This window comes from Lutimaribacter degradans, from assembly GCF_023703375.1.
GTDB lineage: Bacteria > Pseudomonadota > Alphaproteobacteria > Rhodobacterales > Rhodobacteraceae > Lutimaribacter > Lutimaribacter degradans.
The window spans coordinates 335,287-359,503 of record NZ_JAMQGO010000002.1; the positions used below are offsets into that span (position 1 = coordinate 335,287).

Consider the following 24,217-nt stretch of genomic DNA (forward strand, 5'->3'; position numbering starts at 1 on the left):
CAAAGCGCCGTATCAAGGCAACAAAGAGGGGGCCTTGCCTTTGCTGCCGAATACCGTGCGGGTCGCCGGCCCGATACAACGCGCCCTGACCGTGCTTGCGCTGGCGGCCTGGCTGTCGCCCGCCCTGCCCGCGCGCGCATTCGAAACCATGACGCTTCAGGTCTCGGGGCCGGAAAAAGACGCCCTGACCGAAACGCTGAACGCCGCCTCGATCCTGCGGGCCGCGCAGGCCGAGGGCACGACCCAACCGCAAGATGTGCTGTCGGCCGCGCTCAGCGATTATCGCCGCCTTACCGAAACGCTGTATGCCCAGGGCTATTACGGCGGCACGATCTCCATCCGGTTGGACGGGCAAGAGGCCGCGCGCATCCCCCCGCTGCAAACGCCCGCGCGCATCGGCACGGTGACGGTGCAGGTCGACCCCGGTCGCCCCTTTCGCTTTGGCCAGGCCGAGATCGCGCCGCGCGCGCCCGGCAGCACACCGCCACGGGGCTTTGCCACGGGCCAGCGCGCACGCTCGACCGCTGTGCGCGACGCCGTTGACGGCGCGGTGACAGAGTGGCGCGGCGCCGGCCACGCCAAGGCACAGGTCGCAGGCCAGGACATCACCGCCAACCACGCCAATGCACGGCTGGATGCGCAGGTGCGGCTTGCCCCCGGCCCCGAGGTGCAGTTCGGCCGCCTGTTGGTCGCCCCCGGCAGCGCCGTGACCCCCCGCCGCGTGCGCAAGATCGCGGGCCTGCCCGAAGGCACGCGGTATTCGCCCGACAGTGTCGAACGCGCCGCCACGCGGTTGCGCCGCACCGGGGCCTTTCGCTCGGTCCAACTGGCCGAAGGCGAGGTGGTAGGCCCTGACAACCGTATGGACGTGACCGCCAAGCTGGTCGATGAAAAACCCCGCCGCATCGGCGGCGGCGCCGAGATCAGCAGTTTCGAGGGGCTGCGCCTGTCGGGTTTCTGGATGCATCGCAACCTGCTGGGCGGGGCCGAGCGGCTGCGTGTCGAGGGCGAGGTGGCAGGCATCGGCGGGCAAACGGGCGGCACCGATTACCGCCTGTCCGTGCGTGGCGAACGGCCCGCCAGCTATGGCCCCGACACGAGTTTCTGGTTCAAGGGCGAGATCGAACGCCTGGATGAACCCGATTACTTTACCGATCGGGCCAGTATCACCGTGGGCGCGCACCGGATCTTCTCCGACACGCTGAGCGCCGAGGTCGGGATCGGGCTTGAGACCGAGGAAACAACCGATGGGTTCGGCACCCGCGATTTCACCCTGGCCACCCTGCCCGTCACGGTGACATGGGACCGGCGCGATGACATTCTGGACCCGACAAGCGGCAGCTTGCTGCGCGTTGAAACAACACCGTTCATCGCCATCGAGGGCGCCGACACCGGCGGGCGGGTCATGCTGGATGCGCGCGCCTATCACGCGCTGGATTCGGAAGCACGGTTCGTGATGGCAGGCCGACTGCAATTCGGCAGCATCCTTGGCGCCGACATTGACCGCACCCCGCCGCGCTTTTTGTTCCATTCCGGCGGCGGCGGCACGGTGCGCGGCCAGCCCTACGAGTCGCTTGGCGTCAACGTCGGGGGCACGCAAACCGGCGGGCGCAGCTTCCTGGGCCTGTCGGGCGAGCTGCGCGCCAAGCTGGGTGGCAATTTCGGCCTCGTTGGCTTTGCCGATGCGGGCTATGTCGGAGCCGAGGAATTCTATGACGGATCCGGCGATTGGCACGCGGGCGCCGGGATCGGCCTGCGCTATGACACGGTGGTGGGGCCAATCCGGCTGGACGTGGCCGCGCCCGTGTCAGGCAACACCGGCGACGGGGTGCAAATTTATATCGGTATAGGGCAGGCATTTTGATGGGCACGCGCTTAATTCTCCGGGCGCTGGCCGTGCTGGTGCTTGCCGTGATGCCCGCGCTGGTATGGGCACAGGATCAGCAGGCGCGGGATCGCGGCGTGATCCAGGCGTTTCTCGAGGACAACCTGTCAGCGGCGGGCCGCGAGGTGCGTATCGAGGGGTTTTCAGGCGCGTTATCGGGCCGCGCCAGCATTGAAACGCTGACCATCGCCGATGCGCAGGGGGTGTGGATCACGTTGCGCGGCGCAGTGCTCGATTGGAACCGTGCCGCGCTGCTTTCGGGGCGGCTGGAGGTGGCAGAACTGTCGGCCGAGGCGGTGATCGTGGCGCGCGCGCCGGAAACCGGGCCAGATGCCCCCGCCACGCCCACGGCGCGTGAACCCTTCGCGCTGCCCGAATTGCCGGTATCCATAGATATCGGCCAACTGGCCCTTGAACGCGTCGAACTGGGTGCCCCTTTGCTGGGGCGCGAGGCCGCGTTCGAGGTGCAGGGAAATGCCGAACTTGCAAGCGGCGCGGGCGCCGCCGAGCTGCGCCTGACCCGGCTGGATGGCCCGCAAGGCGCGCTGGAAATGACCGGCAGCTATTCCAACGAAACGCGCGAGCTGGGGCTGTCGGTCTCGTTGCAGGAAGATGCCGACGGCATTGCCGCCAACCTGCTTGACCTACCAGGGCGTCCCGCGCTGGCACTGTCGATCGCGGGCGATGACCCGATAGACGATTTCCGTGCCGATATCCAGCTGGCCACCGACGGCGTCGCCCGGCTGACCGGCGCGGTCACTCTGGCAAACACGCCCGGCACCGACGGGAACGCGCGCCGCGTTACCGCCAATCTGTCGGGTGATATCGCGCCGGTTTTCGCCCCCGAGTACCGCCGCTTTTTCGGCCCGGAAATCGCGCTGCGTGCCAGCGCGGTGCAGCGCCCCGATGGCCGGCAGGTGCTGGAACAGCTACGCCTGACGGCCCAATCCATCGAGATCACCGGCAGCGGCGCGATCGGCGCCGATGGCTGGCCCGAACGCCTGAACCTTTCGGGCCGCGTCGCCGACCCGGAAGGCAACCCGGTCAACCTGCCCACGGGCGGCGACGGCACCCAAGTGGACGGGGCCGACCTGCAACTGGAGTACGACCGTGCCGCGGGCGATGGCTGGCAGATGCAGGCAACTGCCCGGCAGGTCGTGCAGGCGGGCAACCGCCTTGGCGCGCTGCGCCTGACGGCGGGCGGCACGATCACGCCCCCGCGCGGCGATGGCCTTGGCACGATAGTCGGTGACGTGGCGCTTGCCGCCGATGGGCTGACGCTTGCCGATGCCAAGTTGGCGCAGGCGGTCGGCCCCTCGCTATCCGGGCGGCTTGGCTTTGAATGGACCGATGCCAACGGCCTGCGCCTTGCCGGCATCGACCTGTCCGGCGCCGATTATGGCCTGACCGGCGATGCCAGCCTGCGCTTGCCCGAGGATATGTTCGACCCGCAGGCCACGCTCGATCTGCGGCTTGCCGCCCGCGATCTGGCCCGCTTTGCCGCGCTGGCTGATGCGCCGCTTGGCGGTAGCGCGGCGCTGGACATCAGCGGCGACGTGGCGCTTTACACAAGCGCACTCGATCTGCTGTTTGACGGGCAAACCACCGACCTTTCGGTTGGCCAACCGCAGCTTGACCCGCTTCTGGCGGGCGCGGGAACGCTCTCGCTGCGGTTGCTTCGTGACAGCGCGGCAACCAGCGTCCAGGGGCTGCGCATCGCCACCGATCACGCGCGCATCACCGGCGAGGCGTCGCTGGGCGAAGAGGCTGGCAGCTTTGACATGCAGGCCGAGGTTGCCGACACGGCCCGTATCGCACCGGGCCTTTCAGGTCCCGCGCGCCTGGCCGCGCAGGGCACTGGCGCCGTCACCGCATGGACGGTGAACGCCCAGGCCACCCTGCCCGGCAATGGCAACGCCACATGGCAAGGCCGTGTCACGGGCCTGCCCGACGCGCCCCGCCTGGCAGGGCGCGCCGAGGCGCAACTGGATGATCTTGCCCCCTATTCCGGGCTGGCCGGGCGGCAACTGGGCGGCGGCTTGAGCGCATCGGCCGAGATCGATGCCGGCCTGACCGACCTCGATGGTCGGATCGACCTGTCCGCCACCTTGCAAAACCTGTCGGTTGACGTTGAGACGGCCGACCAACTGTTGCGCGGAAATGGTGAACTTTCGGCGGTGCTCCGCCGCGATGCCCAGGGCCGGCTGAACGTCGACAGCCTGCGGCTATCGACGCCCGCACTGACCGCCACGGCCAATGGCGAAATGACGGCAGACAGCCAAAGCCTGGCCGCTGAACTGCGCCTGCCCGATGGCGGTATCCTCGCGCAAGAGCTGGCAGGGCCGGTCACGGTGCAGGGCAATGCTAAACGCGGAACGGGTGACTGGCAGATCGACGTTACAGGCGGAGCAACCGGCGATACCAGACTGGCTGCCAACGGCACCATTGCGCCCGATTTCACCCGCGCCGACCTGGCGTTGACGGGCCGCACACCGCTGGCGCTGGCCAATGCCCGTTTGCGGCCCCGTGCGGTAAGCGGAATTGCCAGCTATGACCTGCGGTTGGCGGGGCCGTTGGCGCTGTCTTCGTTGTCGGGCAATATCGCAACCCGAGATGCCCGGCTGACCCTGCCCAGCCTGGGGCTGGCACTGGGCGAGATCGACGCAAGCGCCGATCTGTCTGGCGGGCAGGCCCGGATCGCGGCGACTGCGGTGGTTTCCAGCGGCGGGCGGGTGCAGCTTGAGGGCGGCGTGGGCCTGACACCGCCCTTCAACGCCGATCTGTCTGTAATCATTGAACAAGTCGTTCTTAGGCAAGCCCGCCTGTACGAGACGACGGCAACCGGCCGGGTGACCTTGCAGGGGCCCCTGACGAATGGCGCGCGGATTGGGGGCTTGATTGATCTGGGTCCGGCGGAACTGCGGATACCCGCATCGACAGGCCCGAGTTTCGGCGACCTGGCCGGCCTGCGCCACGTGAACGAACCGCCCGCGGTACGGCAGGTGCGGCAATGGGCCGGGCTGATCGCCGAGCCGGGGGCCGGCAACGCGGCCAGCGGCCCGGCCTACCCGATTGACCTGACGATCCGGGCGCCATCGCGAATTTTCGTTAGGGGACGGGGACTTGACGCCGAATTGGGCGGTCAGCTCCAGCTTTTGGGCACCACTGACAACATTGTGCCCCAGGGCCGGTTCGAACTGGTGCGCGGGCGGCTGGACATCCTGGGCCAGCGGCTGGCGCTGGACGAGGGGGTGCTACAATTGCAGGGGTCGTTCGACCCGATTATCCGCTTTGCCGCCACCACGAGAAGCCAGGACGTGGTCATAACCCTGGGAATCGAAGGCTCGGCAAGCGCACCAGATCTTGTGGTTCAATCGTCGCCAGAGCTGCCACAGGACGAGATATTGTCATTGCTTCTGTTCGGGCGGGACGTGACCGAGATATCTGCCTTGCAGGCATTGCGGCTGGCCAACGCGGTGCGCGTGCTGTCGGGGCATGGCGGGGCGGGCCTGACCGGCCAGTTGCGCGAAACGCTGTCACTGGATGACTTTGACGTCAGCACCGATGACTCGGGCAACGTGCAGGCGCGCGCGGGCAAGTACCTGTCGGAAAACATTTATTCCGATGTCGTGGTAAATGGCGAGGGCGAGACCGATATCAACCTGAACCTCGAGGTCAGCCCGAATATCACCGTTCGCGGGCGGCTGGGCTCGGATGGCGATACGGGGCTGGGCGTGTATTACGAGCGCGATTACTAAGCCACCCGATATATTTTCAGGCGCTGTAAATATGCAGAATCCGCGCGATCGGCGGGGAAAACCGCGCGGCTGCGAAAGCCGGACAGCGCCACCCGCGCCGGTCCCGCCTGCGCGGGCCCGCGAGGCCCCTACCCGCCCGCCAGCCTTGCCGCGGCGCGGGCGATGACCAGTTCTTCGTTCGTGGGAATGACCATGACGCGCACCCGCCCGAGATCGGACGAGATGACCGAGGCGTTTTGCGCGTTGGCGTCTTCGTCCAGCTCGATCCCGATCCAGCCCATGCCGCTGCAAACCTGGTGGCGGATGCGGGCCGAGTTTTCGCCGATGCCGCCGGTGAACACCACCGCGTCCAGCCCATCCAGCGCGGCGGCCAGCCCCCCCAGTTCACGCCGGATTCGAAAGGTGAAATAGTCGATCGCTTGCCGCGCGTGCGGGTCGTCGGATTCTTCGAGCGTGCGCATGTCATGGCTGATGCCCGACAGGCCCAGAAGGCCCGATTTCTTGTAAAGCAGGTCTGAAATCGCCGCGGCGTCCATACCCTCTTGCTCCATCAGGTATAGCAGCACGCCGGGATCTACCTGACCCGAGCGCGTGCCCATCGGCAAGCCGTCGAGCGCGGAAAACCCCATGGTCGAGGCCAGCGACCGGCCCGCCAGCATCCCGCACATCGACGCGCCGTTGCCCAGGTGCGCCACCACCACCCGGCCCTTGTGCAGCGTCGGCGCCATTTCGGCCAGCGCGCCCGAGATGTAATCATAGCTGAGCCCGTGAAAGCCGTAGCGGCGCACGCCCTTGTCGTAGTAGGCGCGCGGCAGCGCGAAGGTGTCATTCACGAAAGGGTGGCTGCGGTGAAAGGCGGTGTCGAAACAGGCCACTTGCCGCGCCTGCGGAAATTCGGCCATCGCGGCCTGCACACCGGCCAGGTTATGCGGCTGGTGCAGCGGCGCGAAGGGCACCAGGGTTTCAAGCCGGGCGATCACGTCGGGCGTCAGCTCCATCGGATCGGCAAAATCGCGCCCGCCATGCACGACGCGGTGCCCGACGGCCGTTATCTCGGCCTCGGGGAAGCGGGTTTCCACCTCGGCCAGCGCCGCGTGAAGCGCGCCGTGATGGTCTTGCGCGTGCCGGGCCGGCAGATCGGTTTGCGCCAGCCTGTCGCCGTCCGGCCCTGTCAGCACCAGCCGCGCCGCGCCGCCGATACGCTCGACCAGCCCGGTGACCAGCGCCTGCGGGTCGCCGGGCCCGGACTGGAACAACCCGAATTTGAGCGATGACGACCCCGCGTTCAGAACCAGCAGATGCGACATCACGCCCCCCCCTTGAGACGAAAGTGATGCAGCGCCGCGACCGCGCAGGAGGCCAGCCGCGACATGTCGTCGTCGGAACGCGAATTGAGGATGATCGGCACGCGCGCGCCCAGCACCAGCCCCGCGCCCTCGGCGTGGCTAAGATAGGTCAGTTGCTTGGCCAGCATGTTGCCCGCGTCGATATCGGGCACGACCAGCACGTCGGCATGGCCTGCGACGGGCGAGGTCAGCCCCTTGGTGCGCGCCGCCGCGATATCGACGGCGTTATCCATCGCCAGCGGCCCGTCGACCAGCCCGCCGGTGATCTGACCGCGCTCGGCCATTTTCGACAACAGCGCCCCGTCGATGGAGGATGGCAAGTCGGGGTTCACCGTTTCCACCGCCGACAGCACGCCGACCTTCGGCTGCTCGATCCCGATGGACAGGGCCAGGTCGATGGCGTTTTGCACGATGTCGACCTTGGTTTTCAGATCGGGCGAGATGTTGATGGCGGCATCGGTCACCAAGAGCGGGTGCGCCAGCCCCGGCACATCCATCACGAATACATGGGTGAACCGGCGCCCGGCGCGCAGCCCGGCCTGTTTGTCCAGCGTGGCGCGCAACAGTTGATCGGTGTGCAAATGCCCCTTCATCAGCGCCTCGGCGCGGCCCTCGCCCACCAGGGCGACGGCGCGGTGCGCGGCGGTCTGGTGATCGGGTTCGTCGATGATTTCGACCCCAGTCAGGTCGGCACCGATTTCGGCGGCGCAGGCGGCGATGCGCGTGGCATCGCCCACCAGGATCGGCGCGATCAGGGTATGGCTGCGCGCCAAAAGGGCGCCGCCCAGCGAATTGGGTTCTTCGGGGCAGACCACGGCGGTTTTCAACGCGGGCAACGGCGCGGCCAGTTTCAACAGCTTTTCGAAATGGCGGTGGCGCTGCACGATCAGGCCGGGCAGGTCGTGGCTGGAATAGCTGATCTTCTTGCGGGGCGCCTCGACCGTGGCCGCGCCGGACAGGATCAGCGCGTCATCGCCCAAGCGGCGCACCTCGGTTGCAAGGGTCACGGTGCTGTCGCGTTCGTTCTTGTCGGTGACGGTGACGCGGCTGACCAGCTCGTCCCCGGCATGGGCGCGGGCGTGAAAGACCATGCTCTGCGCACGATAGAGCGTGCCCGCCCCGGGCAGCAGGTTGCCCAGCACCGCCGAGACCAGCGCACCGACGAACATGCCGGGGGCGACGGCCTCGACCATGCCGTCGCCATCGCCGTCGGCATCATACAGGTGCATCGGGTTGTGGTTGCCCGAGACGTTGGCGAATACCAGCAGGTCGTCCTGGGTGCACAGGCGGCGCAATTCGCGGCTGTCGCCGACCTGGAGTTCATCGAATGTGCAGTTCTCGATATGCATGATCGGGGTTTCCTCTTGGCGTGGATCAAGCGGTAGCGGCTGCGCGTGCGATTGTCACCCTTTGGCGCGGCGGTATGACAGGCCGATGACGGTGCGGCCTTGGCAGCGCCGGGGCGATCTGGCAAGGTCCGCGCCGGTGCGGGCAAGAGGGCGAGGCATGGGCAGTGAAGAGGCAGGAACCGGCGGGCTGGCGCGGTATGCGCTGCCCCGCGCGCGGGCGGGCGAGTCCGTGGGCCTGCTGGGCGGGTCGTTCGACCCCGCGCATGAGGGCCACGCCCATATCACGCGCGAGGCGCTGCGCCGGTTCGGGCTGGACCAGGTGTGGTGGGTGGTAAGCCCGGGCAACCCGCTGAAGGCCAAGGGCCCCGCGACGCTGGCGCATCGGATGGCGCGGGCGCGGGCGGTGATGGACCATCCGCGCGTGACGGTCACCGATATCGAAACCCGGATTGGCACGCGATACACCGCGCAGACACTGCGTCGCCTGCGCCGGCTTTACCCCGGCGTGCGGTTCGTGTGGCTGATGGGGGCCGACAACCTGGCGCAATTGCACCGCTGGCAGGATTGGCAGCAGATCATGGAGAGCGTGCCGGTTGGTGTTCTGGCACGGCCGGGCCAACGCATTTCTGCGCGCGCGTCAAAGGCGGCGCGCATCTACCGCCATGCCAAGCTGCCCGCGCGCGCGGCGCGGGCGCTGGCGGCGGGCCAGCCGCCGCGCTGGTGCTTCGTGAACGTGCCCATGATCGACATGTCATCGACGCGGATACGGCGCACGGGCGGCTGGACCCGCCAGGGCAGCGAAATCGTGATGCCTGCGCGCTTGTAAGCGGCGGAAATCCGGGGCTAGTGTTGCGCCCATGAACAAGCGGTTTTCACGGCGGCATTTCCTGGCCGGTTCTGCGGCGCTGGGGCTTTTGCCCGGTGCGGCGCGCGCAGCGCCGCCTGCCGCGTCGCTGCGGCCGGTGCTGCGGCCCGACGGCTTTCCCGGCAGCACGATCCCGACGGCCGAGGCGCTGATTGCAAAGGCGCGGCTGGGCGGGCCGGTGGCCTTTGCCGTGGCGGATGCGCAAAGCGGCGTGATGCTGGAGCGGCACGCGGCCCGAACCGCCCTGCCCCCGGCGAGCGTGGCCAAGGCGATCACCGCGCTTTACGCGCTGGACCGGCTGGGGCCCGCGCATCGCTTTGCCACGCGCCTGTTGGCCACCGGCGCGATCGAGAATGGCGAGATCACGGGAGACCTGGTGCTGGCCGGCGGGGGCGATCCGACGCTGGATACCGATGCGCTGGCCGATTTGGCGCAAACCCTGAAAGACGCGGGCGTGCGCGCGGTGCGCGGGCGGTTCCTGGTCTGGGGCGGGGGCTTGCCCTTTATCCGCGAGATCGACCCGGGCCAACCGCCACACGTGGGCTACAACCCCGCGATTTCGGGCCTGTCGCTGAATTTCAACCGGGTCCATTTCGAGTGGCAGCGCCAGGGCGATGGCTACGGCGTGACGATGGATGCGCGCTCGGCCAAGTACCGGCCGGCGGTGCGGGTGGCCCGGATGCAGGTGGTGACGCGCCAGATGCCCGTGTACACCTATGCCGACCGTCCCAGCCACGATGAATGGACCGTGGCCAGGGGGGCGTTGGGCAATGGCGGGTCACGCTGGTTGCCGGTGCGGCGGCCCACGCTTTACGCGGGCGAGGTTTTTCGCACCTTCGCCCGGTCGCACGGGATCGTCCTGCCGCAAGAGACCGAGGCCGACAGCCCGCCCGGGGGCCAGTTGCTGGCCCGGCATGACAGCGCCCCGCTGCGCGAGATCCTGCACGGGATGCTGAAATTCTCGACCAACCTGACGGCCGAGATGGTGGGGCTGGCCGCAAGCCAGGCGGGGGGGCAGCAAATGGCCGACCTGCGCGCCTCGGCCGAAGAGATGAGCCGCTGGGCGCGGGCGCGCCTTGGCATGCAGGACGTGGCCTTGGTCGATCATTCGGGGCTGGGCGATGCCTCGCGCATCAGCGCCGCGGCGATGGTGCAGATGCTGGCCGGCGCCGCGCAGGAAGAGGCGCTGCGCCCGATCCTGAAACGGGTTGTGCTGCGCGATGCCAACGGCGCGCCCGACCGCGCGCACCCGGTGAAGGTGGACGCCAAGACCGGCACGCTGAATTTCGTCAGCACGCTGGCCGGGTTCATGACGGCGCGCGACGGCAGCGAACTGGTCTTTGCCATCCTGACCGCCGACCTCGACACCCGCGCCACGATCCCGCGCGCGCAACGCGAACGCCCCGACGGCGCCCGCGCCTGGAACCGCCGGTCAAAGCAGCTTCAACAAGGGCTTATCGAACGCTGGGATGCGATCTACGGCGCGTGACCTGGCGGGGAGTGGATGTTCGCTGCGCACTGGGCGAACGGCGGCACTGCGTATGGGTGGGGGTTGCAAAGTTTTGGGCCGTTTTCCGAGAGCGGCCTTTCGTGTAGCGTGCGGCGAAGGTCGGCAGCGAGACCAAGTTGACGAATGCTGCGGTATGCACGAAGGTCCACTGTGAAGTGGAGAAAGTACATGTTTGGGATTTCGAGGTTTGCATTTGAGGGCGACCGCATCTTGGCAAATCAGTTCGTGAATGACCTCCCAACTGGATCGTTCTACACTTATTTGCTTTTGACCCCCGAGCTTGAGCCATTTTACGTTGGGAAAGGAAAGGGTTCACGGCTTCTTCAACATGAAACAGAAGCACTCCGCGAAACAGCAATACACAAGAGCAACCCCTTCAAATGCAACAAGATACGTAAGACAATCGGCTCGGGGAAGCAGGTCTTTTATCGAGTGGACCAGGTATTTGAGCACGACGAGGCAGCCTGCTTACGCCGCGAAGAGGAGCTTATTTCACTATATAAGAGGCGTTGTGACGGTGGCATACTTACTAATCTCGCAGCAGGCCTAGGCAGCCTTTCATCGCGCGATCCACTGACGACAGGCCGCCATAGCGCCACGCTCGCTGGTGTGGTTCATGGCAATCCTGAGCGGACAACAATGAACTTGTACCTTCAGTCTTTAGGGGAAGTTGCCAGTGTCCCTATCAAACCTCTAATTGAGTATCGACCTAGGCTCGTCAACGCCTATCCAAGCCCGAAGTCGCTAAAGAATTTGACGACAAGGAATGGACTGACAATCGTCGCGAGCGTGCTAGCCTCGGGGCTTAAGATTGAGCCGGGAGTGATAGTACCTCGAAAGTTTGCTATCGCTCCCGAATTGGAAAATTGGCCTCTAGAAGAGCAGCCTCCAAAAGAGGTTGAAGGCGTTATCGAGAACGGCGCTGCGAGCGACATTCTAAAACTCGGTCTTGTCGAGCTTGTTCCGGCCCTGCTGCCGGAAGACGAAGCATTCAGATTAAACCATGCGCAGATGCGGAAGTTAATCAGCCTTGTCGGAGAAGAATTCCTGTCAGATTTCGATTTAATCTAGAGATCGAAACGAGACCGCCAGTCTGCCGCTTCGCAATTCCCGACATTGAGGTTTAATCTGCGAACGGCAACTTAGTCCGCATCTTCGCCTTTCCGCTAGCGTATCACGGCTGCCCGCCTTTGCCTGCATCATCGGCTGGTACTGGGTCCGCTCCGGGCCTGGCACCTCCCGTTCGCCTCAGGCTCCACGAATGGCGGCCACGAGCCGAAAACCACCCCCACCGCATGGCCCCGGCATGACGCTCCGTGCACCGAACCGGGTCGTTCGGCGCTGGCCTGCCGCCGCGCTCAGGCGCGCATGTGGCGGGCGCGGCTGCCGCGTTCGATGCCGGCGGCGGCGAGGCGGTCGATGTTGAGCTCGTAGCGGATTTCTTCCAGCAGGCGCAGCTCGGCCTCTTCCAGCTTGCCATCGGCGGCGCCCACATCGCAGGCCAGGGCATAGGCGGTTTCGAACAGGTGTTCCGGCAGGTTTTCCCGCACCAGGCCGAAAAGCGCATCAAGCCCGTCCTCTTCGGCGAAGAGATCGAACACGAGCTGCGCGGTCATGTTCATCCGGTCGATGTCATACTCGGCAAAGATCGGCAGGTGGTTGACCGCCGACTGGATCTTGACCAGCTCGGCGGTGCGGATATCGTCATCGGAGGCGGAAACCGCGACCATGACCGCCACCAGGCAGTCCTGCGGCGAAAGCGGGTGGGGGGTTTGATCGTTCATCGGGGGTTCCTTGCACGGGGTTGTTGCAGTGCAGAATATTGACTGTGCCCCCCCGCTTCAATAGGAAGCGGCGGTCTGCCGCGCATGGGGCGCGGCCCGGCAACCGGAGCCCAATCATGACCAACCTGCGCGATGCCGCCCTGAATTCCAAAGCCTGGCCCTTTGAAGAGGCGCGTAAACTGGTCAAACGCTATGAAAAACAGCCGCCCGAAAAGGGCCATGTGCTGTTTGAAACCGGCTATGGCCCGTCGGGCCTGCCGCATATCGGCACCTTCGGCGAGGTTCTGCGCACGACGATGATCCGCCGCGCGTTCGAGTTGATCAGCGACATCCCGACGCGGCTGATCTGCTTTTCCGACGACCTGGACGGGATGCGCAAGGTGCCCGACAACGTGCCCAACCCCGACATGCTGCGCGAGCACCTGCAATGCCCGCTGACATCGGTGCCCGACCCGTTCGGCACCCATGACAGCTTTGGCCACCACAACAACGCCATGCTGCGGCGGTTCCTCGATACTTTCGGGTTCGAATACGAGTTCATCAGCGCCACCGAGTTCTACAATACCGGCCGGTTCGACGCGGTGCTGCTGCGTGCCGCCGAACGCTATGACGACATCATGAAGGTCATGCTGAAATCGCTGCGCGAGGAACGCCGGCAGACCTATTCGATCTTCCTGCCCATTCACCCCGAAACGGGCCGTGTTCTGTACGTTCCGATGAAACACGTGGACGCGGCCAACGGCACGATCACCTTCGACGACGAAACCGGCCGCGAATGGACCCTGCCGGTGACGGGCGGGCAGGTGAAACTGCAATGGAAGCCCGATTTCGGTGCTCGCTGGGCAGCGCTGGACGTGGATTTCGAGATGTACGGCAAGGATCACTCCACCAACACCCCGATCTATGACCGTATCTGCGAGATCCTGGGCGGCAGGAAGCCCGAACATTTCACCTACGAGCTGTTCCTGGACGAGAACGGCGAGAAGATCAGCAAATCGAAGGGCAACGGCCTGACGATCGACGAATGGCTAAGCTATGCCAGCACCGAAAGCCTGTCGTATTTCATGTACCAGAAACCCAAGACGGCAAAGCGGCTTTACTTTGACGTGATCCCGCGCGCGGTGGATGAATACCACCAGCAGCTGCGCGCCTTTCCCGGCCAGGACGCGGCACAGCAGGTCAACAACCCGGTCTGGCATATCCATGGCGGCACGCCGCCCGAATCGCACATGGTGGTGCCCTTCTCGATGCTGTTGAACCTGGCATCGGTATCGGCGGCCGAGGACAAGGAAACCATGTGGGGGTTCATCCGCCGCTACGCGCCCGACGCAAGCCCCGAAACGCACCCCGACCTGGACCAGGCGGCGGGGTTTGCCGTGCGCTACTACAACGACTTCGTGAAACCCACCAAAACCTACCGCGCCCCCACCGAGACCGAGCGCGAGGCCCTAGACGCGCTGCGCACGGCCCTGGCCGCCCATGACGGGCCGACGGATGACGAGACGCTGCAATCCATCGTCTACGCCGTCGGGCGCGACCGGTTCGACCCGCTGCGCGACTGGTTCAAGGCGCTTTACGAGGTATTGCTGGGCGCCAGCCAGGGCCCACGCTTTGGCGGGTTCATCGCGCTTTACGGGGTCGATGAAACCATCGCGCTGATCGACTCGGCGCTGGCCGGTGAGCTGACCACCGGCTGAGCGGTTTTGACGCCCCCGCGCGGGGCCCTATCTAAGCGGCGCAGGAGGATGACCCCATGCGCCGTTTTTTCCTGATTTTCGCCCTTTTGCTGGGCCTTGCCCTGCCCGGCCACGCCCAGCAGCAGGCCATCACCGATGTGATCGACGAGCAATTGCAAGCGTTCAAGGCCGACGATTTCGACCGCGCCTTTACCTTTGCCAGCCCAACCATCAAGGATATTTTCCGTACGCCCGAGAACTTTGGAGCTATGGTCCGGCGCGGTTACCCGATGGTCTGGCGCCCGGCCGAGGTGCGTTACCTGCAACTGCGCGACGAGGCCGGAAGCCTGTGGCAGCGCGTGCAGATCACCGACGCGCAAGGCCGTGTTCACCTGCTGGACTACCAGATGATCGAAACCGAGAACGGTTGGCAGATCAACGGTGTGCAGTTGTTGAAGGCCCCCGGCACGGCAGCTTGAACCGCTGGCAGTTTCAGCTTTGCGGGCAAACACCGGCAAGGCCCTCGGCCCAGCGCATCGCGCGACATCTGCCCGATACCGCGCGGGAGGCACCGTGACGGTGGTCTCAGGGTCGGTTAACGCGGTATTGATACTTCCCTTTCCCGATCACGCGGGCCCGCCGGGGTTTTGCCGCATTACTCGTGGAAGGGGATCAAGATGAACAAGGCGATTACCGAGGGTCTGGCGCTGATGCCGCCCGCATTTGCAGAAGGGCTTGACCAGTGGTCGCGCGGCAATGGTACGCCCGGCTCGGACACGTATGACGGTGCGCCCAATGCCGCCTTCGTTCCGGCCGATGCCGATTTCGGCGGCTGCCTCGAGGTGCAAAAGACCGACACGGTGCAAAAGCTGCGCTTCATGGGGCAGACGCCGGTCCTGCCGGGCTGCTACCTGCGCATCCGCGCGCGCCTGAAGGCCGTCAGCGGAAACCTGCCCTCGGCCCGTATCGCGGCCTGGGCGGGCACGGCGGGCGAGGTGCATCTTGACGGCGTGCCCGAGATCGGGCCCGCGCTGGCGATTGACAGGTATGGCGAAGTTGTCGAGATCAGTGCCATCGTCGGCACCGGCACGCGGCCCGGCGTCGACATGCCCTGGGGCCGGGCGGCGATCTATGGACATTTCGGGCTGGACCTGACCGGCGCGAATGGCGGCGTGGTGCGCATCGACGATATCGAGATCGAGGATGTCACCTCGGTCTTTCTGCGCGGCATGCTGGGCTTTGTCGACGTGCGCGATTTCGGCGCACTGGGTGACGGCGTCACCGATGACAGCGCCGCCTTCGAGGCCGCCGATGCGGCTGCGAACGGGCAGCGGGTGATCGTGCCGGCCGGCACCTACTTCCTGGGCAACAGCGTGACTTTTGAAAACCGCGTGTCCTTTGAAGGAACGGTGACGATGCCTGATGGCAAGATCCTGTCGTTGACCAAGAATTTCGACTTGCCCGCCTATATCGATGCCTTCGGCAACGAGGTTCTGGCCTTCAAGAAAGCCTTTCAGGCGCTGCTGAACAATTCCGATCATGAAAGCCTGGACATGGGCGGCCGGCGCATCAGCGTGCACGAGCCCATCGACATGCAGGCCGCCGTGGCCAACCGCAGCGAATACGCCCAGCGCCGGCATATCCGCAACGGCCAGTTCTATGTCGAACCCTCGGCCAATTGGGACACGCAGGTGAGAACCAGCGTGGCCAGCTACAACCCCAACAACCCGCTTGAGCTGACCAATGTGCAGAACATCGCCAACATCCCGGTGGGGGCCCTGATCGAGGGCGGCGGCGTCGGCCGCGAGGTCTATGTGCGCGAAAAGAACGTCGCCCAGCAGCGCATCACCCTGTCGATGCCGCTTTACGATGCGGCGGGCACGCAGACGTTCACCTTTCGCCGGTTCAAATACGTGCTGGATTTCAGCGGTTTCGAGAAGCTTTCAAAGTTCTCGATGTCGGATATCGAGTTCCTGTGCCGTGGCCGGGCCAGCGGCATCCTGCTGGCGCCTGCGGGGCTGATTTTCCACGTGAAGGATTGTTTCTTTACCGCGCCGGCCGACCGCGCGATCACCAGCCCCGGCCAGGGCTGCCAGGGGATGCTGGTCGACCGCTGCCAGTTCCTGTCGAACGAAACCGCCATGCGCGCGCAGGATCGTGTGTCGGTCGGGTTGAATGCAAATGCCAACGACGTCAAGCTGCGCAACAACCGGATTACCCAGTTCCGGCATTTCGCCATCCTGGGCGGCACCAGCAGCATCATCACCGGAAATCACTGGTTCCAGGGCGATGACGAGCCCGAAGGCGTGCGCACTGCGGGGCTGATCCTGACCTCGTCCCACAACCGCGCGACCATCGCGGGGAACTACATCGACAATTGTTCCATCGAATGGTCGAACGAACACGACCACGAGCCGGAATTTGCCAGCGAGTACTCGTTCTCGGGGCTGAACATTTCCGACAACGTGTTCCAGGCCATCGGCGTGGCGCCGTGGTTTCGGTTCCTGGTGATCAAGCCGCATGGCGCGGGCCATTTCATCAACGGACTGAACATGACAGGCAACATCTTTCGCGTGATCCACGGTGTGATCGACAGGGTCGACCACGTGGATACGTCTTTCGCCGATCTGAACTATTCCAGGATGCGCAACATCACCATCACCGGCAACATGTTCAATTCGGTCAGCCAGGGGATCATGAACCCGGCCGTCATCCTGCACGAACAAAACAGTGCGGCCGCGACCTGGGTGGTCGATTGCGCGGGGCCCCTGCCCTTTGGCGGGTATGCCCAGAATGTGGAGGCCATCGTGGCGCGTTCGAAAATCAAGAACGGGGCCAACGTGGCGCGGTACCATCAGCCATACGTGGCGACGGAACAGGGGCCGGAGCGAGACCGGGTAAAGCTGCATTTCCCCGAACCGGTCGAAGGCGTCTACTCGGTGTCGGTGCGGATCGACAACTAGGGCCGCGGCTAGAATTCATACCAAACTGCCGCCTTTATCCCGGTGTCACGGACGCCGAGCAGGTCGTGTGTCAGGCCGATTTCCAACTGCGTCCGGTTCGACAGGCCGAAGGTGATCGAGGGGACGAGCCGCAGAAAGGGTTCGTCCCCGGATTGCACGCCGGCCTGGAACTGCATCATGATCTTGCGCCTGTCGGTGACGGTCAACCCCAGCGTGAGATCGGCCTTGTAGTCTGTGGCCAGCGTTTCGGTGCGCATTTCGGCCACGGAATCGACCGCGATCCAGCCCGGGCGCCCTGCCAGTTCAACGCTCTTGCCCCAGCTCAGGCCCGGCCGGATCACCTTTTCACCGGCGATCTCGCCCAAGCCCAGCTCCCATGCGAATTCATGGTTGGAAAGGCGCTCCAGCATCGGCAGGCGCAGGAAGGCCACGGCCTTTTCCTCGCCCGATACGCCGTGCCCCACATCAAGGCCAAGGGTCAGCCGATCGGTGAGGCCCCATTCGGCGTAGATACCGGAATAGGTGCCGTTCTGCGTCAGGTAGGTCAGGGCGGTTACGAAGACATTGCCCTTGCCGCGCGGCCAGGCCCCGGCCCAGAGCGGGCCGGCCATCATCAACCAAAAGATCACGGCCAGGCGCAGCATAACCCTTCCTTCCTGTCAAAAACCCTGCGCCAAGCTCCGCCACCTTGGTAAACACGTGGTTAACGGCGGCCTTCCGCGCCGCGAGCCGCCGATGTGGTTTGGCCAAGCCTCGTGGCACGTGCTAAGCTGGCGGCACGGCCCCCGATGACGCAAAAGAAAGGCCATCCCATGCCCCGGATTTCCAGCGACACGCCCTGCCAGACCGTGATCACCACGTTCGAGATGACCCCCGGCACCTGCCAGGACCTGATGGACGAGCTGACCGACGCCTTTGAAAACTTCATCTCCAAGCAACCGGGTTTTATCGCCTCCGGCCTGCACGTGAACGACGCGCAGACGCGCATCGCCAATTACTCGCAATGGGCCCGGCGCGAGGATTTCCAGGCCATGCTGCGAAGCGAAGAGATGCGCCGCCGCAACCGGCGCATCGCCGCGTTGTGCACCCGGTTCGAGCCGGTGATGTATGACGTGGTGGCCAGTTTCGACTGACCTGAATCAAGGCGCGTATGCGCGCGATGAAACACGATACCGCCTGTCAGCCAAGAAAGGACGCCGAATGTACCGCAAGATCCTGGTTCCGATTTCCTTCGACGAGGACCGCAACACCAAGTCAGCCATCGAGGTGGCACAGGCGCTGAGCGCAGAGGGCGCGCAGATCACCCTGCTGCACGTGATGGAAGAAATACCGGGTTATGCCATTTCCTACATGCCCACCGATTACATCGCCGAAAGCCGCAAGGCCGTGCAGGCCGAGTTGAGCGAGAAAGCCGACGCGCTGCCCAATGGGCAGGGCGTGGTGGTCGAGGGCCATTCGGGCCGCACGATCGTGGAATGGGCGGAAAAGCACGGGGTTGATTGCATCGTCATCGCGTCGCACCGGCCGGGCATGCAAGACCTGTTGCTGGGATCGACGGCACATCAGGTGGTGCGCCACTCGTCCTGCGCGGTGCATGTGATCCGCTGAGGCGGGCGCGCGCCTGTCACGTGTGGGTGAAACGGCAGTGCGACTGTTGATTGCGCTGCAAAACTGAACATAATGTCCCTGTTGTATTCAGACAGGGGCATTATGACCATGTTTACCCGCCGAACCTTTATCGCCGCATCCGGCGCTGCGCTGGCGGCACCCAGCCTGGCCCGCGCCGCACAGATTGAGCCGAAATTTCGCCCTCAGTCGGTGACCATCGCCGCAGCCTATGCGCCGAACCAGATCCTTATACTGCCGCGCGCGCATTTCCTGTATTTCGTGACCGAGCCGCGCCGCGCCCTGCGGTATGGCGTGGGCGTGGGCAAGGCCGGGCTGGAATTCACCGGCAAGGCCACGATCGACGTCAAGAAGGAATGGCCGACATGGCGGCCCACCAACGAGATGATCGAGCGCGAGCCGCGGACCTATGCCAAGTTCAAGGATAACGATTACGTCCAGCCCGGCGGGCCGGGCAATCCGCTGGGGGCGCGGGCGCTTTACCTGTTCCAGAACGGGCGTGACACGTTCTACCGTATTCATGGCACGACCGAGCCGGGTTCGATCGGGCGGTCGGTTTCGAATGGCTGCATCCGCATGATCAACGACCACGTCATTGACCTGTACGAAAAGGTTCCGGTGGGCGCGCCGGTAACGGTACTTTAAGCAGGGTCTTCAACTTCCGGGGCCGGGGCGCGCGCGATGCGCCCCGGCCTTGTGCCTTCATTCGAAGGCGCAGCCCGATTTTACGCCCATCTTGCGAAAGATCATCGCTGCCGGACAAAAGCCGGTAAAGGACGCCTGCAGCATATTGAGGCCGATAAAGGCGGTGAACCACATCCACAGCGGCGACACGAAAGCGGTCAGCAAAAGCGAGATCAGGATCATTACGCCGGCAAAGGCCATCACGGCACGGTCGAGTGTCATTTCGGTTTCTCCTTGAGTTAATGACAGTTGGGTGGCGTCAGGTCGCGCCGCGCACCCATGATACGATAGAGGCGGCGGGCATCGCGCCGGTTTGGCGCGCGCGTTCGCGCCCGCCGGCAAAGGCTGCCATCGTCGGGATACCCCGGATGCCATAGGCGGTGCCTGCCTTCTGGTGCTGTTCTGTGTTCAGCTTGACCAGCCGGGCCTGGTCACCGAGTTCGGTGGCGGCCTTGGCGTATTCGGGCGCCATCATGCGGCAGGGCCCGCACCAGGGCGCCCAGAAATCGACGACAAGAGGGAGGTCGTCATTGCGCGCGGCCTTTTGCAGCGTGTCGAAATCAACCTCGACCGCCTTGCCCGGCATCAGCCGCGCCCCGCAGGTTCCGCATTTGGCGCCCGGCCCCAGTTTGCTGCTGGGCAGCCGGTTGACCTGGCCACAATCCAGACATGTCAGTTTCATGGACGACATCGTGCCACCTCTCTTCATATTCTGTTTATGAGATATGAAGAGCTGCGCGCTATGCAAGAGTGCGTGGTGCCGCTACGTCACGCAAATTCAGATGCAGCGGCCACCGCTCGCGGCGCTTAACCGGCCGCGTCGGGGATGCGCGCGATCAGGTCAAGCACGTGGGGGCCCAGCCCCTCGACCACCTTTTTCACGCCCTCGGCGTTGGGATGGATGCCATCGGGCTGAAAATACGCGCGCATCGCAGAGGGATCATCGCCCTCGCCCAGCCCCTTGAAAAAGCTTTCGGCCAGAAGCGTGTCATGCTTTTCAGCCATGTCGGGCCAGATCGCCTCGAAATCGCGCTTGTAGTCGGGTCCGTAATTGCCCGGTGCCTGCATGCCCACAAGCAGCACGGCAACCCCGGCTTTGTCGGCCTCGGCCAGGATGCCATCTATATTGGCGCGGGTGGTGGCCGGGTCGGTGCCGCGCAGCATGTCATTGCCGCCCAGCGCCACGATCATCGCATCGACATCGGGCGTCAGCGTCCAGGCCACGCGCGAAAGTCCGCCGGCGGTCGTGTCACCCGACACGCCCGCGTTCACGACGCGCACATCGCCCGCGCCGTTGTCGGCCAGCCATGCCCGCAACTGCGGTACGAAGCCCTCTTGTTCAACCAGGCCATAGCCCTGCGTCAGGCTGTCGCCCAGCGCCACGACGGTTGGGCCAGTCGTGCTGTGCGACCCGGCATGGGCAGGTGCGACCATCGGCGGGTTGCCGATCAGGGCCGCGACCCCATATGCCAAGGACAGGCTTAGAAACAGGCGTTTTTTCATGTCATCAGACCCCGTTATTTCCTTTAAAGATGTGTGCTTGTCGCTGGATGGCAATGCCGGGCGTGTCGATATCCTCGACGCCATCACGCTGGATGTCCAGCGTGGGCAGACGCTGGGGCTGGTGGGGCCTTCGGGCTCGGGCAAATCCTCGCTTCTGATGCTGATGGGCGGGCTGGAGCGCGCCAGCGCCGGCCGCGTGCAGGTGCTGGGCCAAGACTTGACAGCCATGACCGAAGATCAGCTTGCCCGCTTTCGCCGCGGTCACCTGGGGGTGGTGTTCCAGTCTTTTCACCTGATCCCGACGCTGACAGCGCATGAAAACGTGGCCACACCGCTGGAGCTGGCCGGCGTGCCCGACGCGATGGACCGCGCCATGGACGAGCTGCGCGCCGTGGGGCTTGAAGCGCGCGCGGGCCATTACCCGGCGCAGATGTCCGGGGGCGAGCAGCAGCGCGTGGCGCTGGCACGCGCCGCCGCGCCCCGGCCCGAGCTTTTGCTAGCCGACGAACCCACCGGAAACCTCGACGGCACCAATGGCGCGGCAATCATGGACATGCTGTTCGGCCTGCGCGACCGGCACGGGGCCACGCTGGTCCTGGTCACCCATGCGCCCGACCTCGCCGCGCGCTGCGACCGGGTGGTGCATTTGCGCGATGGACGCATCGACACCGCCGCCGAGGCCGCGCAATGAGCCTGGGGTTGGCGGCCCGCTTTGCCGCGCGCGAATTGCGCGGGGGCCTCAAGGGGTTCTGGATCTTTCTCGCCTGTCTTGCCCTTGGCGTTGCGGCGATTGCGGCTGTCGGCTCGGTCAGGTCATCGATCGAAACGGGGCTGGCGCGCGAGGGCGCGGCGCTGCTCGGCGGCGATGCCGAGATGGAGTTCACCTATCGCTTTGCCAGCGACGCGGAACGGGCCTGGATGCAAGACACGGCGCAGCGCGTGTCCGAGGTGACGGATTTCCGGTCAATGGCCACCGTCACGCGCGATGGCGACACCGAACGGGGGCTGACGCAGGTAAAATCGGTCGACGGGGCCTATCCGCTGATCGGGAACGTGGAACTGGCACCCGAAATGTCGCTGTCACAAGCCTTGGCGGGGCAAGACGGCCTGCCGGGCGGGGTGATGGCGCCGATCTTGGCCGACCGGCTGGCCCTAAAGGTGGGGGACACCTTTCGCCTGGGCAGCCAGGATTTCGTGCTGATGGCACGGCTGGCGCGCGAACCCGACAATGCTGGCGGCGGCTTTGGCCTGGGGCCGCGTACACTGGTTGCCACCGATGCGCTGGCCGATGCCGGGCTGTTGCAGCCCGGAACGCTTTTCGAAACGCAATACCGTCTTGACCTGCCCGAGGGGGCCGATCTTGCCGCGCTCGAGGCGCAGGCCAAGGCCCGGTTCGCCGACACGGGCCTGCGCTGGCGCGACGCGCGCAACGGGGCGCCGGGCGTGGCCGACTTCGTCGAGCGGATCGGCGCCTTCCTGATCCTCGTGGGGCTGTCCGGGCTGGCCGTAGGCGGCGTGGGCGTGTCAGCGGCGGTGCGTGCCTACCTGGCGGGCAAGACCGGCGTCATTGCCACGCTGCGCACGCTGGGGGCCGAACGGGCGATGATTTTCCAGACCTATTTCCTGCAGATCGGGGCGTTGTCGCTGCTGGGCATCGGCGCGGGGCTGGTGCTGGGCGCGCTGGCGCCGCTGGCACTGGCGCCGGTGTTGCAGGCGCAGTTGCCCGTGCCGGCGGTGTTTGCCTTGTATCCCGGCCCGCTCGCCGAGGCAGCGATTTACGGCTTGCTGACCGCGCTGGTCTTTACCCTGTGGCCCTTGGCCCGCACCGAGGATATTCGCGCCGCCACGTTGTTTCGCGATGGCGGGCAATCGGGGCAAACCTTCCCTCGGGCGATCTGGGTGGCGCTGACCGTGGCGCTGGTGGCCGCTCTGGTGGCGGTGGCGGGGGTGTTTTCCGGCACCTGGGCGCTGACCCTGTGGACGGCGGGCGGGCTGTTGGTGGCCCTGTTCATGCTGGCCCTGGCCGCCTGGGGCATCCGCGTGCTTGCGCGCGTCGCCCGCGTGGCCCTGCGACCGCGCCCCGCCCTGAGATGGGCATTGGGCGCGATTTCTGGCCGTGGGGCCGAGGCGACCTCGGTCGTGCTGTCGCTGGGCCTGGGCCTTTCGGTGCTGGCGGCGGTGGGCCAGATCGACGGCAACCTGCGCGATGCCATCGCACGCGACCTGCCCGACCGGGCGCCAAGCTATTTCTTCCTCGATATCCAGCGTGAACAGATGCCCGGCTTTCTGGCGCGGGTGGAGGATGATCCGGCGGTGAGCAAAACCGAAAGCGCCCCGATGCTGCGCGGCATCATCACGCAGATCAACGACCGCCCCGCGGCCGAGGTGGCGGGCGAACACTGGGTGATACAGGGTGATCGCGGCGTGACCTATGCAGCCGCGCAACCCGAAGGCACCGAGGTGACGGCAGGCGAATGGTGGACCGAAGATTACGACGGCCCGCCCCAGATCAGCTTCGCCGCCGAAGAAGCCGAAGAGATGGGCCTGCAACTTGGCGACACGCTGACGGTCAATATCCTGGGCCGCGACATCACAGGCACGATCACCAGCTTTCGCAATGTCGATTTCTCGACCGCCGGGATGGGGTTCATCATGGCGATGAACGAGGCCGCGCTGGCCGATGCGCCCCACAGCTTTATCGCCACCGTTTATGCCGAACCCGAGGCCGAGGCGGCGATCCTGCGCGATGTGTCGAACGCCTATCCCAACATCACGGCGATCCGTGTGCGCGATGCCATCGACCGCGTGTCGGAAGTTCTGTCAGGGTTGGCGGCGGCAACCAGCTGGGGCGCGGCGGCGACATTGGTAACCGGGTTCCTGGTGCTGATCGGCGCGGCCGCGGCGGGTGACACCGCCCGCGTCTACGAGGCGGCGGTGCTGCGCACGCTGGGCGCGACGCGCGGGCGCATCCTGGCCAGCTTTGCGCTGCGCGCGGGCTTGTTGGGGCTGGGCGCGGGGCTGGTGGCCCTGGCGGCCGGTATCGCGGGGGGCTGGGCTGTCAGCCACTTCGTGTTCGAAACCGACTTCGGGGTGATCTGGTCGTCGGCCATCGGGATCGTTCTGGGCGGGGTGCTCGCGACGCTGCTTTCGGGGCTGGCCTTTGCCTGGAGGCCACTGGCGGTGCGCCCGGCAGGGGTGTTGCGGGCGCGCGAGTGATGGCGCACGCTCACCCCAGCGGGCTTTGCCCCATTCGCCCTGCGGGTTCAGC

General features: G+C 65.6%; 20 protein-coding genes. 13 read left to right on the forward strand and 7 right to left on the reverse strand.

From position 1 onward, the window contains the following. The first annotated feature begins 34 nt into the window (after nucleotides 1-34). Together M8744_RS06130 and M8744_RS06135 are read left to right on the forward strand one after the other, a co-directional pair. Nucleotides 35-1,864 (forward strand): autotransporter assembly complex protein TamA, encoded by a 1,830-nt coding sequence (locus M8744_RS06130; protein WP_251411036.1) that lies wholly within the window; start codon nucleotides 35-37, stop codon nucleotides 1,862-1,864. Next, nucleotides 1,864-5,643, forward strand: a complete 3,780-nt coding sequence (locus M8744_RS06135) for a translocation/assembly module TamB domain-containing protein (protein ID WP_251411039.1) — start codon at nucleotides 1,864-1,866, stop codon at nucleotides 5,641-5,643. Before M8744_RS06130 ends, M8744_RS06135 begins: the two co-directional genes overlap by 1 nt. A 128-nt stretch (nucleotides 5,644-5,771) precedes the next feature. Here the strand turns inward: M8744_RS06135 and M8744_RS06140 are convergent, their stop codons facing one another. Continuing rightward, on the reverse strand, nucleotides 5,772-6,950 hold the full coding sequence (locus tag M8744_RS06140) for an acetate/propionate family kinase (protein ID WP_251411042.1): 1,179 nt from the start codon (nucleotides 6,948-6,950) through the stop codon (nucleotides 5,772-5,774). Then, nucleotides 6,950-8,338 (reverse strand): bifunctional enoyl-CoA hydratase/phosphate acetyltransferase, encoded by a 1,389-nt coding sequence (locus M8744_RS06145; RefSeq protein ID WP_251411046.1) that lies wholly within the window; start codon nucleotides 8,336-8,338, stop codon nucleotides 6,950-6,952. The genes M8744_RS06140 and M8744_RS06145 overlap by 1 nt, the downstream gene beginning before the upstream one ends. A 157-nt stretch (nucleotides 8,339-8,495) precedes the next feature. On the opposite strand from M8744_RS06145, the gene M8744_RS06150 reads away from it, so the two are divergent. The 3 genes from M8744_RS06150 to M8744_RS06160 all read left to right on the forward strand — a co-directional run bounded on the left by M8744_RS06150 (nucleotide 8,496) and on the right by M8744_RS06160 (nucleotide 11,784). Beyond that, nucleotides 8,496-9,164: a nicotinate-nucleotide adenylyltransferase gene (locus M8744_RS06150; protein ID WP_251411049.1), complete on the forward strand. Its 669-nt coding sequence runs from the start codon at nucleotides 8,496-8,498 to the stop codon at nucleotides 9,162-9,164. A gap of 31 nt (nucleotides 9,165-9,195) precedes the next feature. Continuing rightward, nucleotides 9,196-10,692: a D-alanyl-D-alanine carboxypeptidase/D-alanyl-D-alanine endopeptidase gene (dacB, locus tag M8744_RS06155; RefSeq protein WP_251411052.1), complete on the forward strand. Its 1,497-nt coding sequence runs from the start codon at nucleotides 9,196-9,198 to the stop codon at nucleotides 10,690-10,692. A gap of 189 nt (nucleotides 10,693-10,881) precedes the next feature. Continuing rightward, on the forward strand, nucleotides 10,882-11,784 hold the full coding sequence (locus M8744_RS06160; protein ID WP_251411055.1) for a GIY-YIG nuclease family protein: 903 nt from the start codon (nucleotides 10,882-10,884) through the stop codon (nucleotides 11,782-11,784). 287 nt (nucleotides 11,785-12,071) lie between these two features. Here M8744_RS06160 and M8744_RS06165 read toward each other — a convergent pair whose 3' ends face one another. Further along, nucleotides 12,072-12,497, reverse strand: a complete 426-nt coding sequence (locus tag M8744_RS06165; protein ID WP_251411058.1) for a tellurite resistance TerB family protein — start codon at nucleotides 12,495-12,497, stop codon at nucleotides 12,072-12,074. Between the two features lie 116 nt (nucleotides 12,498-12,613). On the opposite strand from M8744_RS06165, the gene M8744_RS06170 reads away from it, so the two are divergent. The 3 genes from M8744_RS06170 (at nucleotide 12,614) to M8744_RS06180 (ending at nucleotide 17,136) form a co-directional block, all read left to right on the forward strand. Next, nucleotides 12,614-14,194 carry a lysine--tRNA ligase gene (locus M8744_RS06170; RefSeq protein WP_251411061.1) on the forward strand — a complete coding sequence of 527 codons (1,581 nt, stop codon included), beginning with the start codon at nucleotides 12,614-12,616 and terminating at the stop codon, nucleotides 14,192-14,194. A 56-nt stretch (nucleotides 14,195-14,250) separates the two neighbouring features. Further along, complete coding sequence (locus M8744_RS06175; RefSeq protein WP_251411064.1) at nucleotides 14,251-14,652, forward strand: DUF4864 domain-containing protein; 402 nt, start codon at nucleotides 14,251-14,253, stop codon at nucleotides 14,650-14,652. A gap of 198 nt (nucleotides 14,653-14,850) precedes the next feature. Continuing rightward, complete coding sequence (locus M8744_RS06180) at nucleotides 14,851-17,136, forward strand: glycosyl hydrolase family 28-related protein (protein WP_251411067.1); 2,286 nt, start codon at nucleotides 14,851-14,853, stop codon at nucleotides 17,134-17,136. An 8-nt stretch (nucleotides 17,137-17,144) separates the two neighbouring features. On the opposite strand, the gene M8744_RS06185 is transcribed toward M8744_RS06180, so the two are convergent. Beyond that, nucleotides 17,145-17,780 (reverse strand): hypothetical protein, encoded by a 636-nt coding sequence (locus tag M8744_RS06185; RefSeq protein WP_251411070.1) that lies wholly within the window; start codon nucleotides 17,778-17,780, stop codon nucleotides 17,145-17,147. A gap of 168 nt (nucleotides 17,781-17,948) precedes the next feature. Here M8744_RS06185 and M8744_RS06190 point away from each other — a divergent pair, with 168 nt between their 5' ends. The 3 genes from M8744_RS06190 to M8744_RS06200 all read left to right on the forward strand — a co-directional run bounded on the left by M8744_RS06190 (nucleotide 17,949) and on the right by M8744_RS06200 (nucleotide 19,407). Continuing rightward, nucleotides 17,949-18,269 carry an antibiotic biosynthesis monooxygenase family protein gene (locus tag M8744_RS06190; RefSeq protein ID WP_251411153.1) on the forward strand — a complete coding sequence of 107 codons (321 nt, stop codon included), beginning with the start codon at nucleotides 17,949-17,951 and terminating at the stop codon, nucleotides 18,267-18,269. 67 nt (nucleotides 18,270-18,336) lie between these two features. Continuing rightward, entirely contained in the window at nucleotides 18,337-18,744 is a 408-nt protein-coding gene (locus M8744_RS06195) for a universal stress protein (protein ID WP_251411073.1), read from the forward strand. Between the two features lie 108 nt (nucleotides 18,745-18,852). Continuing rightward, entirely contained in the window at nucleotides 18,853-19,407 is a 555-nt protein-coding gene (locus M8744_RS06200) for a L,D-transpeptidase (protein WP_251411155.1), read from the forward strand. Nucleotides 19,408-19,464: 57 nt separating this feature from the next. Here M8744_RS06200 and M8744_RS06205 read toward each other — a convergent pair whose 3' ends face one another. The 3 genes from M8744_RS06205 to M8744_RS06215 form a co-directional block, all read right to left on the reverse strand. Beyond that, a complete protein-coding gene (locus tag M8744_RS06205) occupies nucleotides 19,465-19,668 on the reverse strand; it encodes a YgaP family membrane protein (protein ID WP_251411076.1) in 204 nt (67 codons plus the stop codon). A gap of 37 nt (nucleotides 19,669-19,705) precedes the next feature. Next, complete coding sequence (gene trxC / locus M8744_RS06210) at nucleotides 19,706-20,137, reverse strand: thioredoxin TrxC (RefSeq protein ID WP_251411079.1); 432 nt, start codon at nucleotides 20,135-20,137, stop codon at nucleotides 19,706-19,708. Nucleotides 20,138-20,253: 116 nt separating this feature from the next. After that, the gene (locus M8744_RS06215; RefSeq protein ID WP_434481348.1) at nucleotides 20,254-20,949 is read right to left on the reverse strand and encodes an arylesterase; all 696 of its coding nucleotides are present in this window, start codon (nucleotides 20,947-20,949) and stop codon (nucleotides 20,254-20,256) included. Between M8744_RS06215 and M8744_RS06220 the strand changes: the two genes are divergently transcribed. Both M8744_RS06220 and M8744_RS06225 read left to right on the forward strand, forming a co-directional pair. Beyond that, complete coding sequence (locus tag M8744_RS06220; protein ID WP_251411081.1) at nucleotides 20,948-21,640, forward strand: ABC transporter ATP-binding protein; 693 nt, start codon at nucleotides 20,948-20,950, stop codon at nucleotides 21,638-21,640. The genes M8744_RS06215 and M8744_RS06220 overlap by 2 nt on opposite strands. Then, nucleotides 21,637-24,165, forward strand: coding sequence for an ABC transporter permease (locus tag M8744_RS06225; RefSeq protein ID WP_251411083.1), 2,529 nt, complete (start codon nucleotides 21,637-21,639; stop codon nucleotides 24,163-24,165). Before M8744_RS06220 ends, M8744_RS06225 begins: the two co-directional genes overlap by 4 nt. Nucleotides 24,166-24,217 lie beyond the last annotated feature (52 nt).